Below are 20,862 nucleotides of genomic sequence, written 5' to 3'. Positions count from 1 at the left end.
CCGCAGACCGGAGAAACCGATGGTTACCACGACACCACCCGCCATAGAGAAGAACAGGAGCAGGCGCGCCAAGAGCGCGGCCCGCCCCGGGGACCGCATCTTCAGCGGCCTCTCCAAGGGCTCCGGCATCACCCTGCTCGTCATCATGGCCGCGATCGCGGTCTTCCTGACCTACCGCACCGTCCTCGCCGTCTCGAAGGACGAGGCCAACTTCTTCACCACCTTCGAGTGGAACCCGGCCGGCAACCCGCCGGTCTTCGGCATCGCCGTCCTGGCCTTCGGCACGATCGTCTCCTCGGTCATCGCCATGGTCATCGCCGTGCCGGTCGCGATCGGCATCGCGCTCTTCATCTCCCACTACGCCCCGCGCAAGCTGGCCAAGCCGCTCGCGTACGTGGTCGACCTGCTCGCCGCCGTGCCCAGCATCATCTACGGCCTCTGGGGCGCGATCTTCCTCGTCCCGTACCTGGACGGCCTGAACCAGTGGCTCGACCAGTACCTCGGCTGGACGTACATCTTCGACAAGTCCGCCGACGGCGTCGCCCGCAACCTCTTCACCGTGGGCATCCTGCTGGCGATCATGATCCTCCCGATCATCACCAACGTGACCCGCGAGGTCTTCCTCCAGGCCCCGAAGATGCACGAGGAGGCCGCGCTCGCCCTCGGCGCCACGCGCTGGGAGGTCATCCGCATGGCGGTGCTGCCCTTCGGCCGCTCCGGCATCATCTCCGCCTCCATGCTGGGCCTCGGCCGCGCACTCGGTGAGACCATGGCCGTAGCGGTCGTCCTCTCCCCGAGCTTCGTCCTCTCGGGCCACCTGCTCGACCCGGGCGGCGGCACCTTCGCCCAGAACATCGCCGCGAAGTTCAACGAGGCCGACGAGTTCGGCCGCGACGCCCTGATCGCCTCCGGCCTCGTCCTCTTCGTCATCACCCTGCTGGTCAACGGCGCGGCCCGGTGGATCATCGCCCGCCGCAAGGAGTACTCGGGGGCCAACGCATGAGCCACGCCGTCCAGGAACGCCCGGTCGCGTTCGCCAAGTCCCGCGGCCCCCTCTCCCACGCCCGCCTCCCGCGCTGGACCCCGGCCGCCATCGCCGTCGGCTCCGTCGCCGCGGGCATCGGCATCGGCCTCGCCGCCGGCTGGCACAGCAAGGTCCAGTGGGGCCTGATCGCCGCCCTGGTCTTCGTCCTCGCCACCTACGCGATCACCACCAAGGTGGAGGGCTCCCGCCAGGCCAAGGACCGCATCGCCACCAGCCTCGTCTGGGTCTGCTTCGTCCTCGCCGTCGTCCCGCTGCTCTCCCTCGCCTGGGTGACGATCAGCAAGGGCATGGAAGTCCTCGACGGGTACTTCCTCACCCACTCGATGAACGGCGTCCTCGACGCCGAGACCGGCGGCGGCGTCTACCACGCCCTCCTCGGCACCATCGAGCAGGTCGGCATCGCGACCCTGATCGCCGCCCCGATCGGCCTGCTCACCGCGGTCTACCTGGTCGAGTACGGCACCGGGAAGCTCGCCAAGGCGGTCACCTTCTTCGTCGACGTCATGACGGGCATCCCGTCGATCGTCGCCGGTCTCTTCATCCTGTCCACCTGGACCCTGATGCTGGGCTTCGGCCCCTCCGGCTTCGCCGGCGCGATGGCCCTCGCCATCCTGATGATGCCGGTCGTCGTCCGCTCCACCGAGGAGATGCTCAAGCTCGTCCCGAACGAGCTCCGCGAGGCCTCCCTCGCCCTCGGCGTCCCCAAGTGGCGCACGATCCTGAAGGTGGTCCTCCCCACCGCGATCGGCGGCATCACCACGGGCGTCATGCTCGCGGTCGCCCGCATCACCGGTGAGACGGCCCCCGTCCTGCTCCTCGTGTTCGGTACGAAGCTCATCAACCCGAACCCCTTCGAAGGCGCCCAGTCCTCGCTGCCGCTCTACGTGTACGAGCAGTACGCGGTCGGCACCGACGCCGCCGTGGCCCGCGCCTGGGCCGCCGCGCTCGTCCTGATCGCCTTCGTCATGATCCTCAACCTGGTGGCCCGCGGCATCGCCCGCTGGAAGGCCCCGAAGACCGGCCGCTGAGCCGAACGGAAGTGAACTAGTTATGGCCAAGCGAATCGACGTCAGCGGCCTCTCCGCCTACTACGGCAACCACAAGGCGATCGACGACATCTCCATGACCGTCGAGCCCCGCTCCGTGACGGCCTTCATCGGCCCCTCCGGCTGCGGCAAGTCCACCTTCCTGCGCACCCTGAACCGCATGCACGAGGTCACCCCCGGCGGCCGCGTCGAGGGCAAGGTGATGCTGGACGACGAGAACCTGTACGGCTCCGGCGTCGACCCCGTCGCCGTCCGCCGCACCGTCGGCATGGTGTTCCAGCGCCCCAACCCCTTCCCCACCATGTCGATCTTCGACAACGTGGCGGCGGGGCTGCGCCTGAACGGCTCGTACAAGAAGTCCGAGCTCGCCGACGTCGTGGAGCGCTCCCTCAAGGGCGCGAACCTGTGGAACGAGGTCAAGGACCGCCTCAACAAGCCGGGCTCCGGCCTCTCCGGCGGTCAGCAGCAGCGCCTGTGCATCGCCCGCGCCATCGCGGTCGAGCCGGACGTCCTGCTCATGGACGAGCCCTGCTCGGCCCTCGACCCGATCTCGACCCTCGCGATCGAGGACCTGATCGGCGAGCTGAAGGAGCGCTTCACGATCGTCATCGTGACGCACAACATGCAGCAGGCCGCCCGCGTCTCGGACCGCACCGCCTTCTTCAACCTGGCGGCGGTCGGCCAGCCCGGCAAGCTCATCGAGCTGGACGACACCGAGCGCATCTTCTCCAACCCGAGCGTCCAGGCGACCGAGGACTACATCTCCGGCCGCTTCGGATAACCAGGACGTCCCGCCCGTGTGCACGGGCCGCCGGGGTCGACCACGTCGCCCCCGGCCCCCCTCGCGCACGGTGCCGGGCAACCGCGTCTGCGGTGCTGCATGGCGGTGCCACCGCACGACGAAGGGCCCGGCTCCCCCCAGGGGAGCCGGGCCCGACCACTTTCCCGCGGCCGTCAGCCGAAGAAGAGCTGCACCACGTAGAAGCTGAGCGCGGCCACGAGCGCCGCCGCCGGCATCGTGATGAACCAGCCCAGGATGATGTTCTTCGCGACGCCCCAGCGCACCGCGTTCACCCGCTTCGTCGCGCCCACGCCCATGATCGCGGAGGTGATGACGTGGGTCGTCGAGATCGGCGCGTGGAAGAGGAACGCCGAGCCGAACATGATCGACGCACCGGTGGTCTCCGCCGCGAAGCCCTGCGGCGGGTCCAGCTCGATGATCTTGCGGCCGAGGGTCCGCATGATGCGCCAGCCGCCCGCGTACGTACCGAGCGAGAGCATCACGGCGCAGGCGATCTTGACCCAGATCGGGATCTCGTCGCCGGCCTGCTGCACATCGGCGATGACCAGGGCCATCACCACGATGCCCATCGTCTTCTGGGCGTCCTGGAGGCCGTGGCCGAGCGCCATGCCGGCCGCCGACACCGTCTGCGCGATGCGGAAGCCGCGCTTGGCCTTGTGCGGGTTGGCCCGGCGGAACATCCACATGATCGCGCACATGACCAGGTAACCGGCGACGAGGCCGACGACCGGCGAGATGAACATCGGGATGACGACCTTGTCGAGGACGCCGCCCCAGATCACCTCGGTGCCGCCGGCCAGCGCCGCGCCCACCATGCCGCCGAACAGGGCGTGCGAGGAGGACGACGGAAGGCCGAAGTACCAGGTGATCAGATTCCAGATGATCGCGCCCACGAGGGCGGCGAAGAGGATGCCCATCCCCTTGTCGCCGTGCGGCGTCTCGATCAGGCCCTCACTGACCGTCTTGGCGACGCCGCTGCCCATGAAGGCACCGGCGAGGTTCATGACCGCCGCCATCGCGAGCGCCGCGCGCGGGGTCAGCGCCCGCGTCGACACCGAGGTGGCGATCGCGTTGGCGGAGTCGTGGAAGCCGTTCGTATACGTGAAGCCGAGCGCGACACCGATGGTCACGATCAGGGCGAAGGTGTCCACGAAGCCTCAGGACTCCTTGACCGCGATGGTCTCCACGGTGTTCGCCACGTGCTCGAAGGCGTCGGCCGCCTCTTCCAGCACGTCCACGATCTGCTTCAGCTTGAGCACCTCGATGGCGTCGTACTTGCCGTTGAAGAGGTGGGCGAGCAGCTTGCGGTGGATCTGGTCGGCCTGGTTCTCCAGCCGGTTGACCTCGATCCAGTACTCCGTGAGGTTGTCCATGGTCCGCAGGTTCGGCATCGCCTCGGCGGTGAGCTCCGCCGCCCGGGCCAGGACCTCGATCTGCTGCTCGACGCCCTTGGGCAGTTCCTCGACGTTGTAGAGGACGACCAGGTCGACGGCCTCCTCCATGAAGTCCATGATGTCGTCGAGGGACGAGGCGAGGGAGTAGATGTCCTCACGGTCGAACGGCGTGATGAACGAGGAGTTCAGCTGGTGGAAGATCGCATGGGTGGCGTCGTCGCCGGCGTGCTCCGCTGCCCGCATCCGCTCCGCGATCTCGGCCCGGGCGGAAGGCTCCGCTCCGAGCAGTTCCATCAGGAGCTTCGAGCCCGTGACGATGTTGTCCGCGGACGCGGCGAACATGTCGTAGAAGCTCGTCTCCCTGGGGGTCAGACGAAATCGCACGTGAGGTCCTCGGGGTGCTGGGTTTCGGTCAGGCTGATGCTAGGCGCATCATCCGGCCACGGCTAACCGGCGTCCTCTCAGTGTCGCCCATCAGGCACAGTGAACTGCACGAGACCCCCGTCCCCAAAGGGCGGGGATCGGTACCATATACCCACGAGGGGTATACACCCCCTTATCTGGACAACGGGAGGACGCGATGACGACCACCGAGGCGGACCAGGTCACCCCCGACACCGTCGAATCCGTCGAGCCGGCCGACCACGCCCACGGGGTGCACGGCTACCACAAGCAGAAGGACGAGCACCTCAAGCGGCTGCGGAGGATCGAGGGCCAGATCCGCGGTCTGCAGCGGATGGTCGACGAGGACGTCTACTGCATCGACATACTCACCCAGGTCTCGGCCTCCACGAAGGCGCTGCAGTCCTTCGCCCTCCAGCTCCTGGAGGAGCACCTGCGGCACTGCGTGGCGGACGCGGCCGCCCACGGCGGAGACCTCGACGCCAAGGTCGAGGAGGCCACCAAGGCGATCGGCCGCATGCTCCGCACCTGAGCCCGCGCCCGCGACGCGCTCAGCCGGCCGGTTCGACCCGGAGCACCTCGTCGATCAGGTCCGCGCTGAGCCGTTCACCGTCCGCGGCCGAGGCGGCGATCATCAGGTCGCCGCACAGCTCTATCTCGGCGAGGGCGACGCCGTCGGGGTCGGCGATCGCGGTTGCGGTTGCGGTACCGAGCGGAGCCACGCGCCTTCACCCTCTTCCGGACGGAGTCGGTGTCCCAGCGTACGGATCGGGCCACGGCCCGCGCATGACACGGACGGACCATTTGCCGATGGTCCGGACCCCTCAGACCTCGACCTTCCCCGCGTAGATGTCGCGCCCGTGCGGCAGCGTCACCAGGACCCGCGTCCCGAAGCCGTACAACAGGGTCGTCGAGGAGACGGCGACCGTCCGCCCCTGGTTGCTGAAGCTGAACCGGTGGCGGACCTTCCGCAGCCTGCCGTCCCCGTCGAGGTACGCGTCGAAGGGCACGGCGTCGGTGGAGAACCCTTTCGCCGCCGCGGTGAGCGCGCCCCGCAGCTGCGGCGCGGCGACCCTCGCCGCCGCCGCGATGTCGGCGACCCCCCGGTAGTGCCGGACCCTCACCCCGGCCAGCTCCGTCTCCCCCACGTACGTGACCTCCCGCGCGCCCCGCAGCAGCTCGGCCGCCGCGCCGGGATCGGTGGCCCCGCCGGTGACGAGGTTGCCGTCGTCGAGGGTGGTGGTGTCGACCCGTACCCACTTGTCAGCGGGGACGCCCGCGCCGCGGTTCTTCATGTAGAGGGCGCCGGGGATGAGGAGCTCGGTGATCGGCCGGTGCGGGCTGGCGCCGGACGCGTCCGTGGGGAGCACCACCCGGAGGTGGCCGGTGCGGCGGCGGAAGTCGTAGCCGCCCTCGCCGCGGATGGTGACCCGGGTGCCGCCGGAGGCCATCTCCATCGCGGTCGACGTCTTGGAGCTGCCGGCCCTGACCAGGGCGTCGGCGGCGCCCCGCACGGCGCCGGCCGGATCCGGCGGCGGCGGCTCCTCGGGGGCGGCGCAGCCGGTGGCCGCCGCGGCGACCAGGGAGGCGGTGACGGCGAGCGCCCCGCCGCCGACCCCTCGCGGAAGCCGGTACCGCCGTACCACCATCGCCCGTCGACCCCCAAAAGCCTGGATTCCCGATGCGCATAACGACGGCACGGGCGAGCCGTCACGCGCAGTACGGTGGGGGTGTGCACGAGCAGTCGGCGACCGGCCCGCATCACACGACGACCATGGAGCGCGGTTCCTTCGCGCTCGCCCGCTGTACCTGCGGCTGGAGCGGCCCGGCCCGCCGCTCCCGGGACCGCGCCCGCACCGACGCCACCGACCACGTGAGCGCGACGTCCGACGCGGACGCGCCGACGGCCTAGGCGGCGAGGCCCCGCTCGCCCCGGCCGTCCTCGGCCGGGCCTCCGACGTGGCGTTCGGGGATGCCGACGGCCTCCGGGCGGCCCGCCGGGGACGTCCCGGCGCGGCGGGAGCGGACCAGCCGGCCGGCGCGGCGCGAGCGGGCGACGGCGGACGTCAGCGGGGTCAGCAGCGCGAGCGTCAGCGGGGCGAGGAGCAGGGCGACGGCGGTGCCGAGGGCGAGGCCGCCGAGGACGTCGGTGGGGTAGTGGACGCCCATGTAGACGCGGGCGAAGGCCTCGGCGAGGGCGAGCCCGATGGCGACGAGCCCGAAGCGGCGGTGGGCGACGAAGAGGGCGACGGCGATCGCCATCGCCATCGTGGCGTGGTCGCTGACGAAGGAGTAGTCCGTCTTCCCCTCGACCAGGACCTCCAGGCCGTCGTGGTCCTCGAAGGGCCGGGGGCGCTCGACGAAGCCGCGGATGGGGATGTTGACGAGGAGGGCGACGCCGGCCGCGAGCGGCGCCCAGACGATCCCGGCGACGGCCGAGACGGAGTCGGCGAGCGCGCCGCGCCGGCGGACGCTCCACCAGCACCAGAGCGTCACGAGGACCATCGCGAGCATGATCCCGTACTCGCCGGTGAACTCCATGACCCGGTCGAACCACGGGGGAGCGGCCTTCGCCAGCCCGTTGATGTCGTACAGCAGCGCGACATCGGGACTGGAACCGTCCGATGCGAGTTCAGCCATCTGCCGCGGCCCCTTGCTCTCGTGTCGTCGGAGGGGGAACGAACCCGCTGAGGGAGTCGTTCCGCCGGACCCGGTGGATCATGATGACGTTACCGAAGAGTGATGCTCCCCCGCAGCTCAGGGCCCGCGCCTGACGGAGGGTCCCGTACGGGCGCACCGTCAGTTCACGCCTGCTGCCCGGGCGGACGGGTCGGCAGCGCGGCGGCGCCGTCCTCGGTGACCCGGGTGGCCCCGAAGTAGTCGGGCGTGTCGATGCGGTCGAAGCGGATCACCGCCCCGGTGCGCGGCGCGTCGATCATGTAGCCGCCGCCCACGTAGATGCCGACGTGCCGGATCGCCCGAGAGTTCGTCAGGTCGTCGGAGAAGAAGACGAGGTCGCCGGGGAGCAGCTCCTCCCGGCTGGGGTGCGGTCCCGCGTTGTACTGGTCGTTGGCGACGCGCGGCAGCTTGATGCCCACCGCGTCGTACGCGGCCTGGGTCAGGCCCGAGCAGTCGAAGCGCCCGCCCTGCGCCGCCGTGCCGGTGCCGCCCCAGAGGTACGGGGTGCCCAGCTTGCCCTGCGCGTAGTGGATGGCGCCGGCCGCCTGCTGCGAGGGGGCCAGCCGGCCCTTCGGCCGCGCGAAGCTCTTCTCCAGCGAGCGGATGATCCGCACGTAGTTCTGCGTCTCGCGGTACGGCGGGACGCCGCCGTTCTCGATGACCGCGTAGGGACCGGCGTTGTACGCCGCCAGCATGTTGCTCGCCGGATCGCCCGGCACGCTCTTCACGTCCTTCGCCAGCGCGCAGTCGTACGAGGCGGCCGACGGGATCGCGTCCTTCGGGTCCCAGATGTCCCGGTCCCCGTCCCCGTCCCCGTCGACGCCGTAGGCCGCCCACGTGCCGGGGATGAACTGCGCGATGCCCCGCGCGTCCGCCGGCGACACCGCCCGCGGGTTCCAGCCGCTCTCCTGGTACAGCTGCGCCGCGAGGAGCGCCGGGTTGATGGCCGGGCAGAGGTTGCCCCACTTCTGCACCAGCCCCTGGTACATCGCCGGCACCGAACCCTTGGCCAGCGCCACCGTGCCCGTCGCCGCCGTGCCCGCGCCGCCGAGGATGCCGGCCGCCGCCGCGTACGTACCGACCAGCAGCAGGGCCAGGAAGCCGGCGCAGAGCCCGAAGGCCCCGCCGGTCAGCAGCCACGCCTTGCCCGCCCTACGCACCGTCAACCACCCCTCGGCTCATGGCAGTACGCCCAGGGGCGCCAGTCTAGGCGGGCATCCCCCGCCCGGAAACGGTGCCCGCCCGACGCGGCCCCAAGAGTGCAACAACGACAATCATTGCCCGGAGTCACCCTCCGTGATACACAGAGTGACCATACGCGTCTTTGCATGGAATCCGGCCGCACCACCGCAGGTCAAGACGGTCAGACCGGTCAAGTGTGCGGGGATCGGGTAAAGAGAGCCGCCAAGCCGTCACACGCGAGCGGTTTCATCAGCGAAGATAGTGGCGATGACCCATGCCGTCCGGCAGGGGTGACCAACGACCCGACAGGGGCGGTGAGTTCTATGTACCTGGCGGCCGAGAAGGGCGACATCACCACCATCATCGGTGGAATCGCCCCGAACTGGGGCCCTTTCGGGGGCCTCGGCGCCGAAGCGAAGATCATGATCGAGGTCGTGATGGCCGTGGCCATCCTGCTCTGCCTCGGCATCGCCATCTGGGGAGCGGCCAAGCAGCGCATCGGCGCGACGGCGCTCCGCGACACCTTCAGCGCGGAACAGGGCAAGGGCCTGATCGTCGCCGGCCTCACCGGCGTCTTCATCATCGGCTCCCTGGGGACGCTCTTCACCATCGTCTACGGAATGGCGATCTGACCGCACGTCACCAGCGGTCCCACCGACGAACGAACGAGGGGGCGTACCCGGCATGAGTCCCGGCGACGAGCACGACGGCTACGGCGGCTCGGGCCAGACCCGTACCCGCCTGCCCGAGGGCAACACCGGGGACGTCCACGGCGGCCCCCGACGGCCCGCCCGGGGCTCGCGCTCCCTGCTCATGGGCGTGGGCGTGGTGGTGCTGCTCGTCGCCGCCATCGCCTTCGCCAACCGCGGCGGCGACCCGGCGGACCCGCCCGCCTCCTCCGGCACCCCCGGCAGGTCCGCCACCGCCCCCACCGGAACCCGCCCCGTCCCCCACACCAACGGCACCGTCCCCACCGGCCACGCCCACGACGAACAGGGCGCCCAGTCCGCCGCCGCCAACTACGCGGCGGCCCTGGGCTCCCCGGACATGTACCAACGGGGCCCCCGCGAAGCCCTCGTGCGGGCCGTCTACGCCCCGGAGGTCGTCGACGACCTCCTGAAGCGCCTCGACGCCTCGTACTCCCCCGAACTCATGGCGAGCACCGGCCTCGAAGCGAACGGGACCGCACCCAGCGGCCTCACCTTCGTCGCCCGCGCCGTACCGATCGGCACCAGGGTCACCGAGTACTCCGAGGACAAGGCCACCGTCGAGGTCTGGTACGTCAACCTCACCGGCCTCGCGGGCGAGGGCTCCGTCAAGCCGGTCACCTCCGCCTGGTTCACCAGCACCCAGAAGCTCCGCTGGACCGCGCAGGGCTGGCGCCTCACCTCGACCGACGAACACGAGGGTCCGACACCGGTCAACGGGGACGGCCGCGCCTCCGTCGCGGAGGAGATCGCCGAGGCCGTCGAGCAGTACGGAGGGTTCACCTATGCCCGCTAGCAGCAGCCGGGCGGGACGCGTGAGGGCGACGCTCACCACCACGCTCCTCACCCTCCCCCTCCTCCTCGCCTCGAACGCCCACGCGGCACCCACGCCGACGCCCACCGCGCCCACCCCGTCGCCCACTCCCACCGACAACGACTGCAGCCTCCTCTTCGGCCAGGCGCGGCGGATCTGCGAGCGCGGCCAGACCGACGGCGGGACCGGCGGCGCCGGCGGAGGCACGGGCGACGCCCCCGCCTCCGCCCTCGACCCCCTCAGCTCCCTCGCCCGCGGCTGCGCCGACGCCGCCGTGGCCGTCGTCGACTACCTCTCGAAGGCCGTGAAGGAGACCGCCGAGGTCGACTTCACGAACGCCGAGTTCCTCTCCCGCTACGCCGTCGTCTTCGCCGCCGCCACCTTCCTCACCGTCCTCCTCTGGCTGCTCGCCGTCGCCAAGCGCGCCATGCGCGGCGTGCCGCTCACCACCGCGCTCTCCGAGGCCGTCGGCTTCCTCTGGCTGACCGTCCTCGCCTCCGCCTTCACCCCGCTGATCCTCTACACCGTCGTCAACGCCACCGACGCCATCACCGAGGTCATCGCCTCCGGCACCGGCCAGCAGACCGACGTGTTCTTCGGCGCGTTCAAACAGGCCCTCCAGAAGGGCGACTCCATCAGCGGCGGACCGATCATGCTGATCATCGTCAGCCTGGTCACCGTCCTCGCCGCCGGCGTCCTCTACCTGGAGCTCTTCCTCCGCGCCGTGCTCCTCTACGTCGGCGCCCTCCTCGGCGTCGTCGTCTACTCCGGCCTCGTCGACAAGAACATGTGGGGCCACGTCCGCCGCTGGGCCGGCATCATGATCGCCGTCATCCTGGTCAAGCCGATCATCGTGATCGTCCTCGGCCTCGCCGGCGCCCTCTCCTCCGGCACCGGCCCCGACTCCTTCTCCGCCGTCGTCTCCGGCCTCGCGATCATCCTGCTCGCCATCTTCGCCTCCGCGATGATCTACCGCTTCGTCCCCGGCTTCGGCGACGAGATCGTCGCCTCCCGCAACAACCGCCTCCACCGCGCCGGCGAGAACACGGCCGCCGCCGTCATCTCCTCCCCCGCCTCCCTCGTCTCCCAGGGCATCAAGACCCACAGCACCCGCGACGGCGGCTCCGGCGGCGGCCAGGCCTCCTCCTCCGCCACCCCCCGCCCCGCGAACCCGCTCTCCGGCGGCGTCGCCGCCCACAGCAGCCGCCCCTCCCAGGGCAGCGGCTCCACGCCCCCGCCCCGGAGCAGCAGCCCCACCTCGGGCACCCCGCACAGCAGCCGCAGCAACAGCAAGAACCCAGGAGCAGGAGGTGCAGGGCGTTGACGACCCAGTCCCAGCCGGTCACGCCCCGCCGCACGTATCTCATCGGCCGCGCCCGGCCGAACGCGATCGTCGGCAAGAACCGCGAGACCGGCGAGATCGCCCTGATCGTCGTCGGCGCCTTCCTCGGCATGATGAGCGGACTCCTCGTCCCCCTCCTCCCCCTGCGGATCGCGCTCCTCGCCGGCCTGCCCATCCTCGCCATCGCCGCCGTGTACCTGCCGTACAAGCAGCGCACGTTCTACAAGTGGTTCGAGATCAACCGCAGCTACAAGCGGATGCTCAAGCGCGGCACCGCCTACCGCTCCACCGCCGTCGAGGCCGGCACCCGCCTCGACGGCCGCGAGGTCGAGGTCGGCCCGCCCCCGGGCATCGGCCGCGTCAGCTGGCTCTCCGCCCCCTTCGGCCCCGACGAGATCGCCGTCCTCCTGCACGCGGACCGCCGCACCGTCACCGCCGCCATCGAGATCGAGGGCCCCGGCGTCGGCCTGCGCGACTCCGAGGACCAGGAGGCCCTGGTCGACCGCTTCGGCACCCTCCTCAAGCACGTCGCCAACGGCGACGGCTTCGTCACCCGCCTCCAGATGCTGGCCCGCACCCTCCCCGCCGACCCCGACGCCCACGCCAAGGACGTCGCCCAGCGCGGCGACCCGACCGCGCCCGGCTGGCTCCAGGAGTCGTACGACCAGCTCCAGTCCATGGTCTCCACCTCCAGCGAGCAGCACCGCGCCTACCTCGTCGCCTGCATGCACTACACGCGCGACCTCGCCGCCGAGGCCAACGCCATGGCCCACGCCACCCGGCAGGCCACCGGCGCCCGCCGCCTCGACCGCGACGGCGGCCTCGCCGTCGTCATGGCCCGCGAGCTCACCGACATCTGCGCCCGCCTCACCGAGGCCGACATCCGGGTCCGCCAGCCCCTCGGCCAGTCCCGGCTCGCCTCCCTGGTCCACTCCATGTACGACCCGGACCACCCGATCGACCACATCCAGGCCATGACGAAACGAAACGCTTGGCCGGCCGAACTCGACGCCATGGAGGCCACCTACCTCCAGGCCAAGACCCGCGAGTCCTCCACCCGCGCCCCCTGGTGCCACGCCACCGCCTGGGTCAAGGAGTGGCCGATGACCCCGGTCGGCGTGAACTTCCTCGCCCCGCTCCTCGTCCACACCCCCGACGTCATCCGCACCGTCGCCGTCACCATGGACCTGGAGCCCACCGAGGTCGCCATCGAGCGCATGCTCACCGAGAAGACCAACGACGAGGCCGAGGCCTCCCGTCAGGCCAAGATGAACCGCACGATCGACCCCCGCGACATCGCCGCCCACGGCCGGCTCGACCAGCGGGGTGAAGATCTCGCCAGCGGCGCGGCAGGCGTCAACCTCGTCGGGTACATCACCGTATCGGCGCGCTCGCCCGAGGCCCTGGCCCGCGACAAGCGCACGATCAGGGCCTCCGCCGGCAAGTCCTACCTGAAGCTGGAGTGGTGCGACCGCGAGCATCACCGGGCCTTTGTGAACACCCTGCCGTTCGCGACCGGCATCCGCCGCTAAGGCCGAAGGGGCACCGACCGATGCGAGATCCGCTGTCCGTCCTCACCGAAGCCTTCACCTCCTTCGTCCTCGGGAAGGTGGAGACCACCCGCCCGCCCGTGCGCACCTCCACCGGGCAGGCCCAGGCCGTCTACCTGCCGACCGCCGCCCCCGGCCTCGGCGACTCCGGCGTGATCATCGGCCGCGAGGTCTACAGCGGCAAGGGCTACGTCTACGACCCCTTCCAGCTGTACGGACAGCAGCTCCCCGCCCCCCACTGGCTCGTCCTCGGCGAATCCGGCAACGGCAAGTCGGCCCTGGAGAAGACGTACGTGCTCCGCCAGCTCCGCTTCCGCGACCGGCAGGTCGTCGTCCTCGACGCCCAGGGCGAGGACGGCGTCGGCGAGTGGAACCTCATCGCCCAGGAGCTGGGGATAACCCCCATCCGCCTGGACCCCATGGTCGCCAACGACTCCGGGATCCGCCTCAACCCGCTCGACCCCGCCATCACCACCACCGGCCAGCTCGCCCTGCTGCGCACCATCATCGAGGTGGCGATGGGCCACGGCCTCGACGAGCGCTCCGGCTTCGCCCTCAAGGTCGCCCACGCCCACGTCAACGAGCACATCGCCGACCGCCAGCCGATCCTCACCGACATCGTCGAGCGGCTCCGCCACCCCGAGGCCGAGTCGGCGGAGGCCATGAACGTCGACATAGACGACGTACGGGCCTGGGGCCTCGACGTGGCCCTCGTCCTCGACCGGCTCGTCGACGGCGACCTGCGCGGCATGTTCGACGGCCCGACCACCGTCGGCATCGACCTCGACGCGCCCCTGATCGTCTTCGACCTCTCCCACATCGACCGCAACTCCATCGCCATGCCCATCCTCATGGCGATCGTCGGCGTGTGGCTGGAGCACACCTGGATCCGCCCCGACCGGAAGAAGCGCATCTTCCTCGTCGAGGAGGCCTGGCACATCATCAACAGCCCCTTCGTGGCCCAGCTGTTCCAGCGCCTGCTCAAGTTCGGCCGCCGCCTCGGCCTCTCCTTCGTCGCCGTCGTCCACCACCTCTCCGACGTCGTCGACGGAGCGGCCGCCAAGGAGGCCGCGGCGATCCTCAAGATGGCCTCCACCCGGACCGTCTACGCCCAGAAGGCCGACGAGGCCCGGAACACCGGCCGTGTCCTCGGCCTGCCCCGCTGGGCCGTCGAGATCATCCCGACCCTCACCCCCGGCATCGCCGTCTGGGACGTCAACGGCAACGTGCAGGTGGTCAAGCACCTCATCACCGAACGGGAACGCCCGCTCGTCTACACCGACCGCGCCATGACCGAGTCCTCCGAACCCGCCGACCCGGAACTGGAGTGGGAGACCGAGCAGCGCGCGCTGATGAGGGAGCGGCAGATGGACGACAGCCCGCGGTCGACGGTGGCGTGACGTGACGGAGGCACGGCAGAAGCAGGGCGGCGGCGTCTCGGACGGGCTCCTCCTCGGGCTGTTCGCCCTGATCCTCGGCCTCTCCCTGCTCGTCTGGTCCGCGACCGGCCTCTCCGGCCTCCTCGCACACGGCGCCTGGCCCGACGGGGTGGAGCTCACCCGCACCCCGCCGGCCCTCCGCGCCCTGGCGACCGCCCCCACCGACCTCCCGGCCGCCTGGCCGGACACCCCGCCCGGCCAGCTCTCCGGCTACGGCCTCTTCTGGGGCCTGGTCATCGGCCAGGCGATGGTCCTCGCCGTCCTCGCCGTCTTCCTGCTCGGCACCTACGCCCGCTGGCGCGCCGTCCGCGCGCACCGCAAGGCGGGCGCGTACGCCGGTGGCCCCGCCCCGGCGCACACCCCGGACCCGGCCCCGTCCCCCGTACGGGAGGAAGCGCCCGCCCCCGTACGGGAGAACCCCGCGCCCGCCCCCGTACGGGAGAGGCCCGCGCCCGCCCCCGTACCCCCGCAGAAGACCGCTCCGGCACCGGAGCCCGCACCCGCACCGCAGGACCGGTCCCGGCCCGCCGGCGGCATGGTCTACGGCCCGCCCGGCACCCGCCGCCCCCTCGCCGTCCAGGCGGTCCACGACGCCGAGGGCCCCGTCCTCGTCGTCACCTCCGACCCCACCGTCTGGTCCGACACCAAGGACGTCCGCGGCAAGCTCGGCCCGGTCCTCGTCTACGACCCCGGCCACCTCTGCGACACCCCGGCCCGCCTCCACTGGTCCCCCGCCGAAGGCTGCGGCGACCCGGACACCGCCCGGACCCGCGCCGCCGCCCTCCTCGCGCCGGTCCGCCCGCACGCCCGGCTCGACGCGGCCACCGTCACCACCGCCGAAACGCTCCTGCGCTGCTGGCTGCACGCCGCCGCCGTCGACGGCCGCCCCTTCCGCCAGGTCCACCGCTGGGCCCAGGGAACCGACGCCCACGAGCCCGTCCGCATCCTCCGCGGCCACCCCAAGGCCGCCTCCGGCCTCGCCGGCCTCCTCGAAGCGGCCCTCACCGCCCACCCCGACACCCGGCGCACGGCCCAGGAACTGACGGCCCGTGCCTTCTCCGCCTTCTCCGCGGTCCACATCCGCGAGGCCTGCACCCCGAATCGAACGGATTCGCTGGCCCTGGCATCTTTCCTCGCCGAAGGGGGCACCCTCTACGTGGTGGGCGAAGCGATCGAGGACCCGCGCACCCACCCGGGCGCGATGCCCCTCCTCACCGCGCTCGCGTCGCACGTGGTCGAGCACGGCCGCCGCATGGCCGCACGGTCATCCGACGGTCGGCTCGACCCACCACTCACCCTCGTCCTCGACGACATCGCCGCCGTCGCCCCGCTCCCGGAGCTCCCGGCCCTCGTCGCCGACGGCCCCCGGCAGGGCCTCCCCGCCCTCGCCCTGATGCGCTCCCCGGAACAGTCCCGCACCCGCTGGCCCGAGCACTCGCTCCCCTGACGGCTACGGCCGCTCCCGCACGTACCCGCCGTGCCGGGCCGCCGGCGGCGGCAGCAGCTCGTACTCGATCTCGTCCGCGCCCCCGCCCCCCCCGGCACCGGCACCCTCTCACCGGACGGCGCGAAGCCGAAGCGGCGGTAGAAGGCGGCGGCGCGGGCGTTCTCCTCGTGCACGTACAGCCGCACGCGCCGGACCCCCGCCACGCTCCACGACCACTCCACGGCCGCCCGGAACAGCGCGTCGACCACACCGCCGCCGCGCGCCTCGGGCCGGACGTAGACGCCCACCAGATGCGTCTGGTCGACCTTCGCCGGCTCCCCGAACCGCACCTCGTCCGACGGCCGTTCCACAAGTGCCGTCACCGTGCCCAGCCAGCGCCCGTCCGGCGCCTCGGCGACGAACTGCCGCACCCGCCCCTCGCCGGACTCCGAGGCGGCGGAGGTCCGCTCCTGCCAGAAGTCGTCCGGACGCGCCACGGCGTCCTCGTGGGTCTCCAGGAAGGCCAGGTGCGCGACGGGGTCGAGGAGCGCGGCGAGCCGCAGCTCGCGCGCCTTCTCCCACTCGTCGGCCAGGACGGTGCGGATCGTGAGGTTCATGCGGCATCCTCACCCGCCACCGCCCCGGCCCACAAGGGAGATTCGCAGCTCAGGACCGTGCGTGGTACCCCGGTACGACACCGCCCGGCCCGCTGCCGACCACGGTCGGACGCCCGCGCCCCGCCCGCTCCGTAGCGTCGAAGCCATGATCCGAGCAGAGCGACTCACCAAGCGGTACGGCGACCGCACCGTCGTCCGGGACCTCTCCTTCACCGTCCGCCCCGGCACCGTCACCGGCTTCCTCGGCCCCAACGGCGCCGGGAAGTCCACCACCCTGCGCATGATCCTCGGCCTCGACGCCCCGACCCGCGGCACCGCGACCGTCGACGGCCGCGCGTACGCCGGCCACCCGGCACCGCTCACCCGCGTCGGCGCCCTCCTCGACGCCCGCTCCTTCCACCCCGGCCGCATCGCCTTCCACCACCTCATGGCCCTCGCCCACACCCACGGCATCCCGCGCTCCCGCGTCGAGCACGTCCTCGGCGTCACCGGCCTCACCGAGGTCGCCGGCCGCCGCGTGAAGGGCTTCTCGCTCGGCATGGGCCAGCGCCTCGGCATCGCCGCCGCCCTCCTCGGCGACCCGGCCGCCGTCGTCCTCGACGAACCCGTCAACGGCCTCGACCCGGAGGGCGTCCGCTGGGTCCGCACCCTCCTCAGGGACCTCGCCGCCGAGGGCCGCACGGTCCTCGTCTCCTCGCACCTGATGAGCGAGATGGCCCTGACCGCCGACCGGCTCGTCGTCATCGGCAAGGGCCGGCTGCTCGCCGACACCACCGTCGCCGAGCTCGTACGCGACGCCGGCGCGGCCTCCGTCCTCGTCGTCTCCCCCGACGCCGACCGCCTCCGCACCCTCCTCCCGGCCCCCGCCCGCACCTCCGACGAAGGCCCCGGCACCCTCCGCGTCACCGGCCTGGACGCACCCGCGATCGGCCGGGTCGCCGCCGCCCACGCCGTCGAACTCCACGCCCTCACCCCCGAGACCGCCTCCCTGGAGCAGGCGTTCATGGACCTCACCCACGACTCCGTCGAGTACCAGGGAGCCCCCGCGTGACCACGATCTCCTACGACATCACCCCGTCCCGCGTGCTCCGCTCCGAATGGCACAAGCTGTGGACGCTCCGCTCCACCTGGATCACGGTCGTCTCCGCGGTCCTCCTCGTCCTCGGCGTCGGCGTCCTGATGGGCACCACGTACACCTCCGACGGCGGCGACTCGGACGTCGACACCGTCGTCCTCACCCTCTACGGCTCGCAGCTCGGCGGCGTCTGCCTCGCCGTCCTCGGCATCCTGGTCACCGCCGGCGAGTACTCCTCCGGTCTGGCCCGCGCCACCTTCACCGCCGTCCCCGCCCGCCTCCCCGTCCTGTGGGCCAAGGCCGCGGTCCTCGGCACCACGGTCCTGACCCTCTCCCTGCTGACCAACCTGGCCACCTTCCTCACCGCCCAGGTCTTCCTCGGCGACACCGACCAGGCCGCCGCCCTGACCGACGACGGCGTCCTCGGAGCCCTCGCCGGCAACGCGGCCGGCCTCACCCTGCTCTCGCTCCTCGCCCTCGGCCTGGGCGCCGCTCTCCGCTCCGTCCCCGGCGCGCTCGGCGCGTTCATCGGCGGCGTCCTGGTCCTCCCGGAGGTCATCGGGATGCTCCCGTACGACGCCGTCGACACCGCCCTGCGCCACTTCCCCACCCAGGCCGCCGGCGTCCTCGGCTCCGCGACCCCGCTCCCGGACGCCCCTTCCGCGGGAGCCGCCCTGCTCGCGCTCACCCTGTGGGCCGCCGCCGCGCTCACGGCCCCCGCCCTGCTGCTCCGACACCGGGACGTACGGGGATGACGGCGGGGATGATGACGAGGTGACGACGGAGACGACGGCGCCCAGCCGGTGGACGCAGCAACTCATCACCCGCGTCCGGGCCGCGGACGCGGCCCGCCCCTGGCTCTGGGACGCGGTGCTGACGCTCGGCTGGACGCTCGCCGCCCTGGTGGACGCGGCGGGCGGCTGGCGGAACATCGCGCGCGACCCGTCCCTCCCCACCGCCCTGGTCGTCGGCCTCAGCCTGGCCCTCTCCCTCCCCCTGTACGCCCGCCGGCGCCGGCCGACGACGGTCCTCGCGGTGATGACGGCGGCGGCCTTCGTGAGCGAGGCGTCCGGCGCCTTCCTCCAGGCCGCCTTCCTCCAGTCCCTCCCGCTCTTCCACATCGCCCTGACCCGCCCGCCGCGCCGCCTCCCGTGGGCCTTCGCGCTGCTCGTGGCTCCGCTCCTGACGGGGGCGCTGCGCTTCGACGGCGACGCGTGGGACCTGCACGTCGTCCCGGCCATGTGGGGGTACCTGATCGTGGCCCTGATCGGCATCACGGTCCGCTCCCGCCGCGACCACACGGCGGGCCTCGTCGACCGGGCCCGCCGCCTGGAGGTCGAGCGCGACCAGGAGGTGCGCCTCGCGGCCGCCGCCGAACGGGCCAGGATCGCCCGGGAGATGCACGACATCATCGGCCACAACCTGTCGGTCATCACGGGCCTCGCGGACGGTGGCCGGTACGCGGCGGCCAAGAGCCCCGAGCGGGCCGCCCAGGCCCTGGACGCCATCGGCACGACGAGCCGCCAGGCCCTGGACGAACTCCGCCGCCTGCTGGGCGTCCTGTCCGCCCCCGACGACGGCACCCCGTCCGCCGCCCGCGCCCCCCAGCCCACCCTGGAGGACCTGGACTCCCTCCTGGAGGGCGTGCGCAAGGCGGGCCTGCCGGTCACGTCGGAACTCCCCGCTCCTCTCCCACTCCTGCCCCCGGGCGCCCAGCTGACGGTCTACCGCGTCGTCCAGGAATCCCTGACGAACACCCTCAAGCACGCGGGCCCGCGGGCCACGGCCGCCGTCCGTCTCCGGACCACCGCGGACGGGCTCCTGGTCACCGTCACCGACACGGGCACCCCGTCCGCCACCCCGGGGCAGGGCCAGGGCCTCACCGGAATGCGCGAGCGCGCGGCCCTCTACGACGGCACACTCGACAGCGGCCCCCTGCCCGGCGGCGCCGGCTGGCGGGTACGGCTCCGCATCCCCACCACCCCGGAGGACGAACGCCCGTGACGACGGTTCTGATCGCCGACGACCAGCCGATGCAGCGCTTCGGCTTCCGCATGCTCCTGGAGAGCCAGGACGACATGACGGTCGTCGGCGAGGCCGCGAACGGCACCGAGGCCGTCCGCCAGGTCGCCGCCCACCATCCCGACGTGGTCCTGATGGACATCCGCATGCCGGGCCTGGACGGCATCGAGGCCACCCGCCGGATCATCGCCGCGGGCGCCCGCACCCGCGTCCTGATCATCACCACCTTCGACCTGGACGAGTACGCGTACGACGGCCTCCGCGCCGGCGCGAGCGGCTTCCTGGTGAAGGACGCCCAGCCCGAGGAACTCCTCGCGGGCGTCCGCGCGGTGGCCGCCGGCGACGCGGTCGTCGCCCCCAGCCTCACCCGCCGCCTCCTGGACACCTACATCCACCACCTGCCCCCGACGCCCCGCGCCGCCCCCGCCCCGGAGGACCCGCGCCTGACCTCCCTGACGGACCGCGAACGCGAGATCCTCACGGTGATCGGCCAGGGCTGGACCAACACGGAGATCGCGGAACGCCTCCACCTCGCCGAGTCCACGGTGAAGACCCACGTGGGCCGCGTCCTCGCGAAGACGGGCACCCGGGACCGCATCCAGGCGGTCATCCTGGCCTACGACACCGGCCTGGTGAAGCCGGCCTGAGACCTGTCCCGGGCGTCGCTCGGACAATCCGGTCGACGGTGGCCGCCGCGGTACTCGATCATGCGTTCATGCCCATCGGAGAGACCCTCGTCCGAGTCGACGCCGACCTGGCCGCCGGCCGGGTTCCCCTGGCCCGTCAGCGCCTGCGCGGCCTCGTCTCGTCCTTCCCGCACGACCTGACGCTCCGTCGGCGCCTGGCCGAGGTGTACCGGCTCTACGGGGACGCCGCCGAGGCCGGACGCTGGATGTACCTCGAAGAGGATCGCGACGCCGACGAGACCGCCGCCTTCGAGGAGCGGTACGGGTCTCCCGCGCGGCGGATGAAGGCCCTCGCCTGGCGCGGCCCCGAGGCGCTGGCCGCCACCGCCTTCGCGGAGGGCCGGCTGGCCGCGCTGCGGGCCGCCTGCGCCGAGGAACTGGGGCACCCCGTCGACTGGCACGACCCCGCCTCCTACCGGGACGGCCTGGAGAAGAAGTACGAGGGGGCACCGTGGACGCTCAGCGACGTGCTCGCGGGCACCGGTTGCCTGGTGGCGGCCCTCGCGTTCGCCGCGGTCTGGGTGTACGGCCTCGTCGCCCTCTTCCGCTGAACACGACCGTGAACGCGGAAAAGCCCCGCACCACAAGGGTGCGGGGCTTTCCCACAATAATTGTTCGGCGGCGTCCTACTCTC

At 72.1% G+C, this 20,862-nt stretch carries 22 protein-coding genes and 1 pseudogene; 16 read left to right on the top strand and 7 right to left on the bottom strand.

Annotated features, from left to right (window positions below):
* Nucleotides 1–19: 19 nt before the first annotated feature.
* The 3 genes from pstC to pstB are packed head-to-tail and all read left to right on the top strand — an operon-like array spanning nt 20 to nt 2,872.
* On the top strand, nt 20–1,003 hold the full coding sequence (gene pstC / locus IE245_RS23735; protein ID WP_189950892.1) for a phosphate ABC transporter permease subunit PstC: 984 nt from the start codon (nt 20–22) through the stop codon (nt 1,001–1,003).
* Complete coding sequence (gene pstA / locus IE245_RS23730) at nt 1,000–2,073, top strand: phosphate ABC transporter permease PstA (RefSeq protein WP_189950889.1); 1,074 nt, start codon at nt 1,000–1,002, stop codon at nt 2,071–2,073. Before pstC ends, pstA begins: the two co-directional genes overlap by 4 nt.
* A gap of 22 nt (nt 2,074–2,095) precedes the next feature.
* Nucleotides 2,096–2,872 carry a phosphate ABC transporter ATP-binding protein PstB gene (gene pstB, locus IE245_RS23725; RefSeq protein ID WP_189950888.1) on the top strand — a complete coding sequence of 259 codons (777 nt, stop codon included), beginning with the start codon at nt 2,096–2,098 and terminating at the stop codon, nt 2,870–2,872.
* A 173-nt stretch (nt 2,873–3,045) separates the two neighbouring features.
* Here the strand turns inward: pstB and IE245_RS23720 are convergent, their stop codons facing one another.
* On the bottom strand, nt 3,046–4,044 hold the full coding sequence (locus tag IE245_RS23720) for an inorganic phosphate transporter (protein WP_189950886.1): 999 nt from the start codon (nt 4,042–4,044) through the stop codon (nt 3,046–3,048).
* Nucleotides 4,045–4,050: 6 nt separating this feature from the next.
* A complete protein-coding gene (locus IE245_RS23715; RefSeq protein ID WP_189950884.1) occupies nt 4,051–4,671 on the bottom strand; it encodes a DUF47 domain-containing protein in 621 nt (206 codons plus the stop codon).
* A gap of 196 nt (nt 4,672–4,867) precedes the next feature.
* On the opposite strand from IE245_RS23715, the gene IE245_RS23710 reads away from it, so the two are divergent.
* Nucleotides 4,868–5,221: a metal-sensitive transcriptional regulator gene (locus IE245_RS23710; RefSeq protein WP_189950883.1), complete on the top strand. Its 354-nt coding sequence runs from the start codon at nt 4,868–4,870 to the stop codon at nt 5,219–5,221.
* Between the two features lie 19 nt (nt 5,222–5,240).
* On the opposite strand, the gene IE245_RS23705 is transcribed toward IE245_RS23710, so the two are convergent.
* Both IE245_RS23705 and IE245_RS23700 read right to left on the bottom strand, forming a co-directional pair.
* A complete protein-coding gene (locus tag IE245_RS23705) occupies nt 5,241–5,411 on the bottom strand; it encodes a hypothetical protein (RefSeq protein WP_189951157.1) in 171 nt (56 codons plus the stop codon).
* Between the two features lie 102 nt (nt 5,412–5,513).
* On the bottom strand, nt 5,514–6,338 hold the full coding sequence (locus IE245_RS23700) for an SCO4651 family lipoprotein (protein WP_189950881.1): 825 nt from the start codon (nt 6,336–6,338) through the stop codon (nt 5,514–5,516).
* Nucleotides 6,339–6,421: 83 nt separating this feature from the next.
* Here IE245_RS23700 and IE245_RS23695 point away from each other — a divergent pair, with 83 nt between their 5' ends.
* A complete protein-coding gene (locus IE245_RS23695) occupies nt 6,422–6,601 on the top strand; it encodes a hypothetical protein (RefSeq protein ID WP_189951156.1) in 180 nt (59 codons plus the stop codon).
* Here IE245_RS23695 and IE245_RS23690 read toward each other — a convergent pair.
* Nucleotides 6,598–7,329, bottom strand: a complete 732-nt coding sequence (locus IE245_RS23690; protein WP_189950879.1) for a phosphatase PAP2 family protein — start codon at nt 7,327–7,329, stop codon at nt 6,598–6,600. The two genes, IE245_RS23695 and IE245_RS23690, sit on opposite strands and share 4 nt — an antisense overlap.
* Nucleotides 7,330–7,493: 164 nt before the next feature.
* A complete protein-coding gene (locus IE245_RS23685) occupies nt 7,494–8,534 on the bottom strand; it encodes a C40 family peptidase (protein ID WP_189950877.1) in 1,041 nt (346 codons plus the stop codon).
* 339 nt (nt 8,535–8,873) lie between these two features.
* Between IE245_RS23685 and IE245_RS23680 the strand changes: the two genes are divergently transcribed.
* Genes IE245_RS23680 through IE245_RS23655 form a run of 6 tightly spaced genes read left to right on the top strand, consistent with a single transcriptional unit; the run spans nt 8,874 to nt 15,849 of the window.
* Nucleotides 8,874–9,182 carry a DUF8827 family protein gene (locus tag IE245_RS23680; RefSeq protein ID WP_189951126.1) on the top strand — a complete coding sequence of 103 codons (309 nt, stop codon included), beginning with the start codon at nt 8,874–8,876 and terminating at the stop codon, nt 9,180–9,182.
* A 52-nt stretch (nt 9,183–9,234) separates the two neighbouring features.
* The gene (locus IE245_RS23675) at nt 9,235–10,053 is read left to right on the top strand and encodes a hypothetical protein (RefSeq protein ID WP_189950875.1); all 819 of its coding nucleotides are present in this window, start codon (nt 9,235–9,237) and stop codon (nt 10,051–10,053) included.
* Entirely contained in the window at nt 10,043–11,395 is a 1,353-nt protein-coding gene (locus tag IE245_RS23670) for a hypothetical protein (protein WP_189950873.1), read from the top strand. The genes IE245_RS23675 and IE245_RS23670 overlap by 11 nt, the downstream gene beginning before the upstream one ends.
* Entirely contained in the window at nt 11,392–12,945 is a 1,554-nt protein-coding gene (locus IE245_RS23665; protein WP_189950872.1) for an SCO6880 family protein, read from the top strand. Before IE245_RS23670 ends, IE245_RS23665 begins: the two co-directional genes overlap by 4 nt.
* Before the next feature lie 20 nt (nt 12,946–12,965).
* Nucleotides 12,966–14,363, top strand: coding sequence for an ATP-binding protein (locus IE245_RS23660; RefSeq protein ID WP_189950870.1), 1,398 nt, complete (start codon nt 12,966–12,968; stop codon nt 14,361–14,363).
* 1 nt (nt 14,364) lies between these two features.
* Nucleotides 14,365–15,849 carry a type VI secretion protein gene (locus IE245_RS23655; protein WP_189950868.1) on the top strand — a complete coding sequence of 495 codons (1,485 nt, stop codon included), beginning with the start codon at nt 14,365–14,367 and terminating at the stop codon, nt 15,847–15,849.
* Between the two features lie 164 nt (nt 15,850–16,013).
* On the opposite strand, the pseudogene IE245_RS23650 reads toward IE245_RS23655, so the two are convergent.
* Nucleotides 16,014–16,445, bottom strand: a pseudogene (locus tag IE245_RS23650) (GNAT family N-acetyltransferase); the annotation flags it as partial.
* 145 nt (nt 16,446–16,590) lie between these two features.
* Between IE245_RS23650 and IE245_RS23645 the strand changes: the two are divergent.
* The 5 genes from IE245_RS23645 to IE245_RS23625 all read left to right on the top strand — a co-directional run bounded on the left by IE245_RS23645 (nt 16,591) and on the right by IE245_RS23625 (nt 20,779).
* Entirely contained in the window at nt 16,591–17,496 is a 906-nt protein-coding gene (locus IE245_RS23645; RefSeq protein ID WP_189950866.1) for an ABC transporter ATP-binding protein, read from the top strand.
* Nucleotides 17,493–18,275: an ABC transporter permease gene (locus IE245_RS23640; protein ID WP_189950865.1), complete on the top strand. Its 783-nt coding sequence runs from the start codon at nt 17,493–17,495 to the stop codon at nt 18,273–18,275. The genes IE245_RS23645 and IE245_RS23640 overlap by 4 nt, the downstream gene beginning before the upstream one ends.
* 19 nt (nt 18,276–18,294) lie before the next feature.
* Nucleotides 18,295–19,524, top strand: coding sequence for a sensor histidine kinase (locus IE245_RS23635; RefSeq protein ID WP_189950863.1), 1,230 nt, complete (start codon nt 18,295–18,297; stop codon nt 19,522–19,524).
* Entirely contained in the window at nt 19,521–20,189 is a 669-nt protein-coding gene (locus IE245_RS23630) for a response regulator (protein ID WP_189950861.1), read from the top strand. The genes IE245_RS23635 and IE245_RS23630 overlap by 4 nt, the downstream gene beginning before the upstream one ends.
* A gap of 68 nt (nt 20,190–20,257) precedes the next feature.
* Nucleotides 20,258–20,779, top strand: coding sequence for a DUF6584 family protein (locus tag IE245_RS23625; protein ID WP_189950859.1), 522 nt, complete (start codon nt 20,258–20,260; stop codon nt 20,777–20,779).
* The last annotated feature ends 83 nt before the right edge of the window (nt 20,780–20,862 follow it).

The sequence above is a fragment of the Streptomyces roseolus genome, assembly GCF_014649855.1.
Taxonomy (GTDB): domain Bacteria; phylum Actinomycetota; class Actinomycetes; order Streptomycetales; family Streptomycetaceae; genus Streptomyces; species Streptomyces roseolus.
Note: the sequence above shows the minus strand (reverse complement) of the source record. Positions and strands in the feature narration are given on the sequence as shown.

What these genes read in the sequence shown, in the direction of transcription:
- IE245_RS23660 (WP_189950870.1), top strand. Translation starts at nt 12,966, where the DNA reads ATGCGAGATCCGCTGTCCGTCCTCACCGAAGCCTTCACCTCCTTCGTC.
- IE245_RS23645 (WP_189950866.1), top strand. Translation starts at nt 16,591, where the DNA reads ATGATCCGAGCAGAGCGACTCACCAAGCGGTACGGCGACCGCACCGTC.
- IE245_RS23675 (WP_189950875.1), top strand. Translation starts at nt 9,235, where the DNA reads ATGAGTCCCGGCGACGAGCACGACGGCTACGGCGGCTCGGGCCAGACC.
- IE245_RS23670 (WP_189950873.1), top strand. Translation starts at nt 10,043, where the DNA reads ATGCCCGCTAGCAGCAGCCGGGCGGGACGCGTGAGGGCGACGCTCACC.
- IE245_RS23710 (WP_189950883.1), top strand. Translation starts at nt 4,868, where the DNA reads ATGACGACCACCGAGGCGGACCAGGTCACCCCCGACACCGTCGAATCC.
- IE245_RS23690 (WP_189950879.1), bottom strand. Translation starts at nt 7,329, where the DNA reads ATGGCTGAACTCGCATCGGACGGTTCCAGTCCCGATGTCGCGCTGCTG.
- pstA (WP_189950889.1), top strand. Translation starts at nt 1,000, where the DNA reads ATGAGCCACGCCGTCCAGGAACGCCCGGTCGCGTTCGCCAAGTCCCGC.
- pstB (WP_189950888.1), top strand. Translation starts at nt 2,096, where the DNA reads ATGGCCAAGCGAATCGACGTCAGCGGCCTCTCCGCCTACTACGGCAAC.
- pstC (WP_189950892.1), top strand. Translation starts at nt 20, where the DNA reads ATGGTTACCACGACACCACCCGCCATAGAGAAGAACAGGAGCAGGCGC.
- IE245_RS23680 (WP_189951126.1), top strand. Translation starts at nt 8,874, where the DNA reads ATGTACCTGGCGGCCGAGAAGGGCGACATCACCACCATCATCGGTGGA.
- IE245_RS23625 (WP_189950859.1), top strand. Translation starts at nt 20,258, where the DNA reads ATGCCCATCGGAGAGACCCTCGTCCGAGTCGACGCCGACCTGGCCGCC.
- IE245_RS23700 (WP_189950881.1), bottom strand. Translation starts at nt 6,338, where the DNA reads ATGGTGGTACGGCGGTACCGGCTTCCGCGAGGGGTCGGCGGCGGGGCG.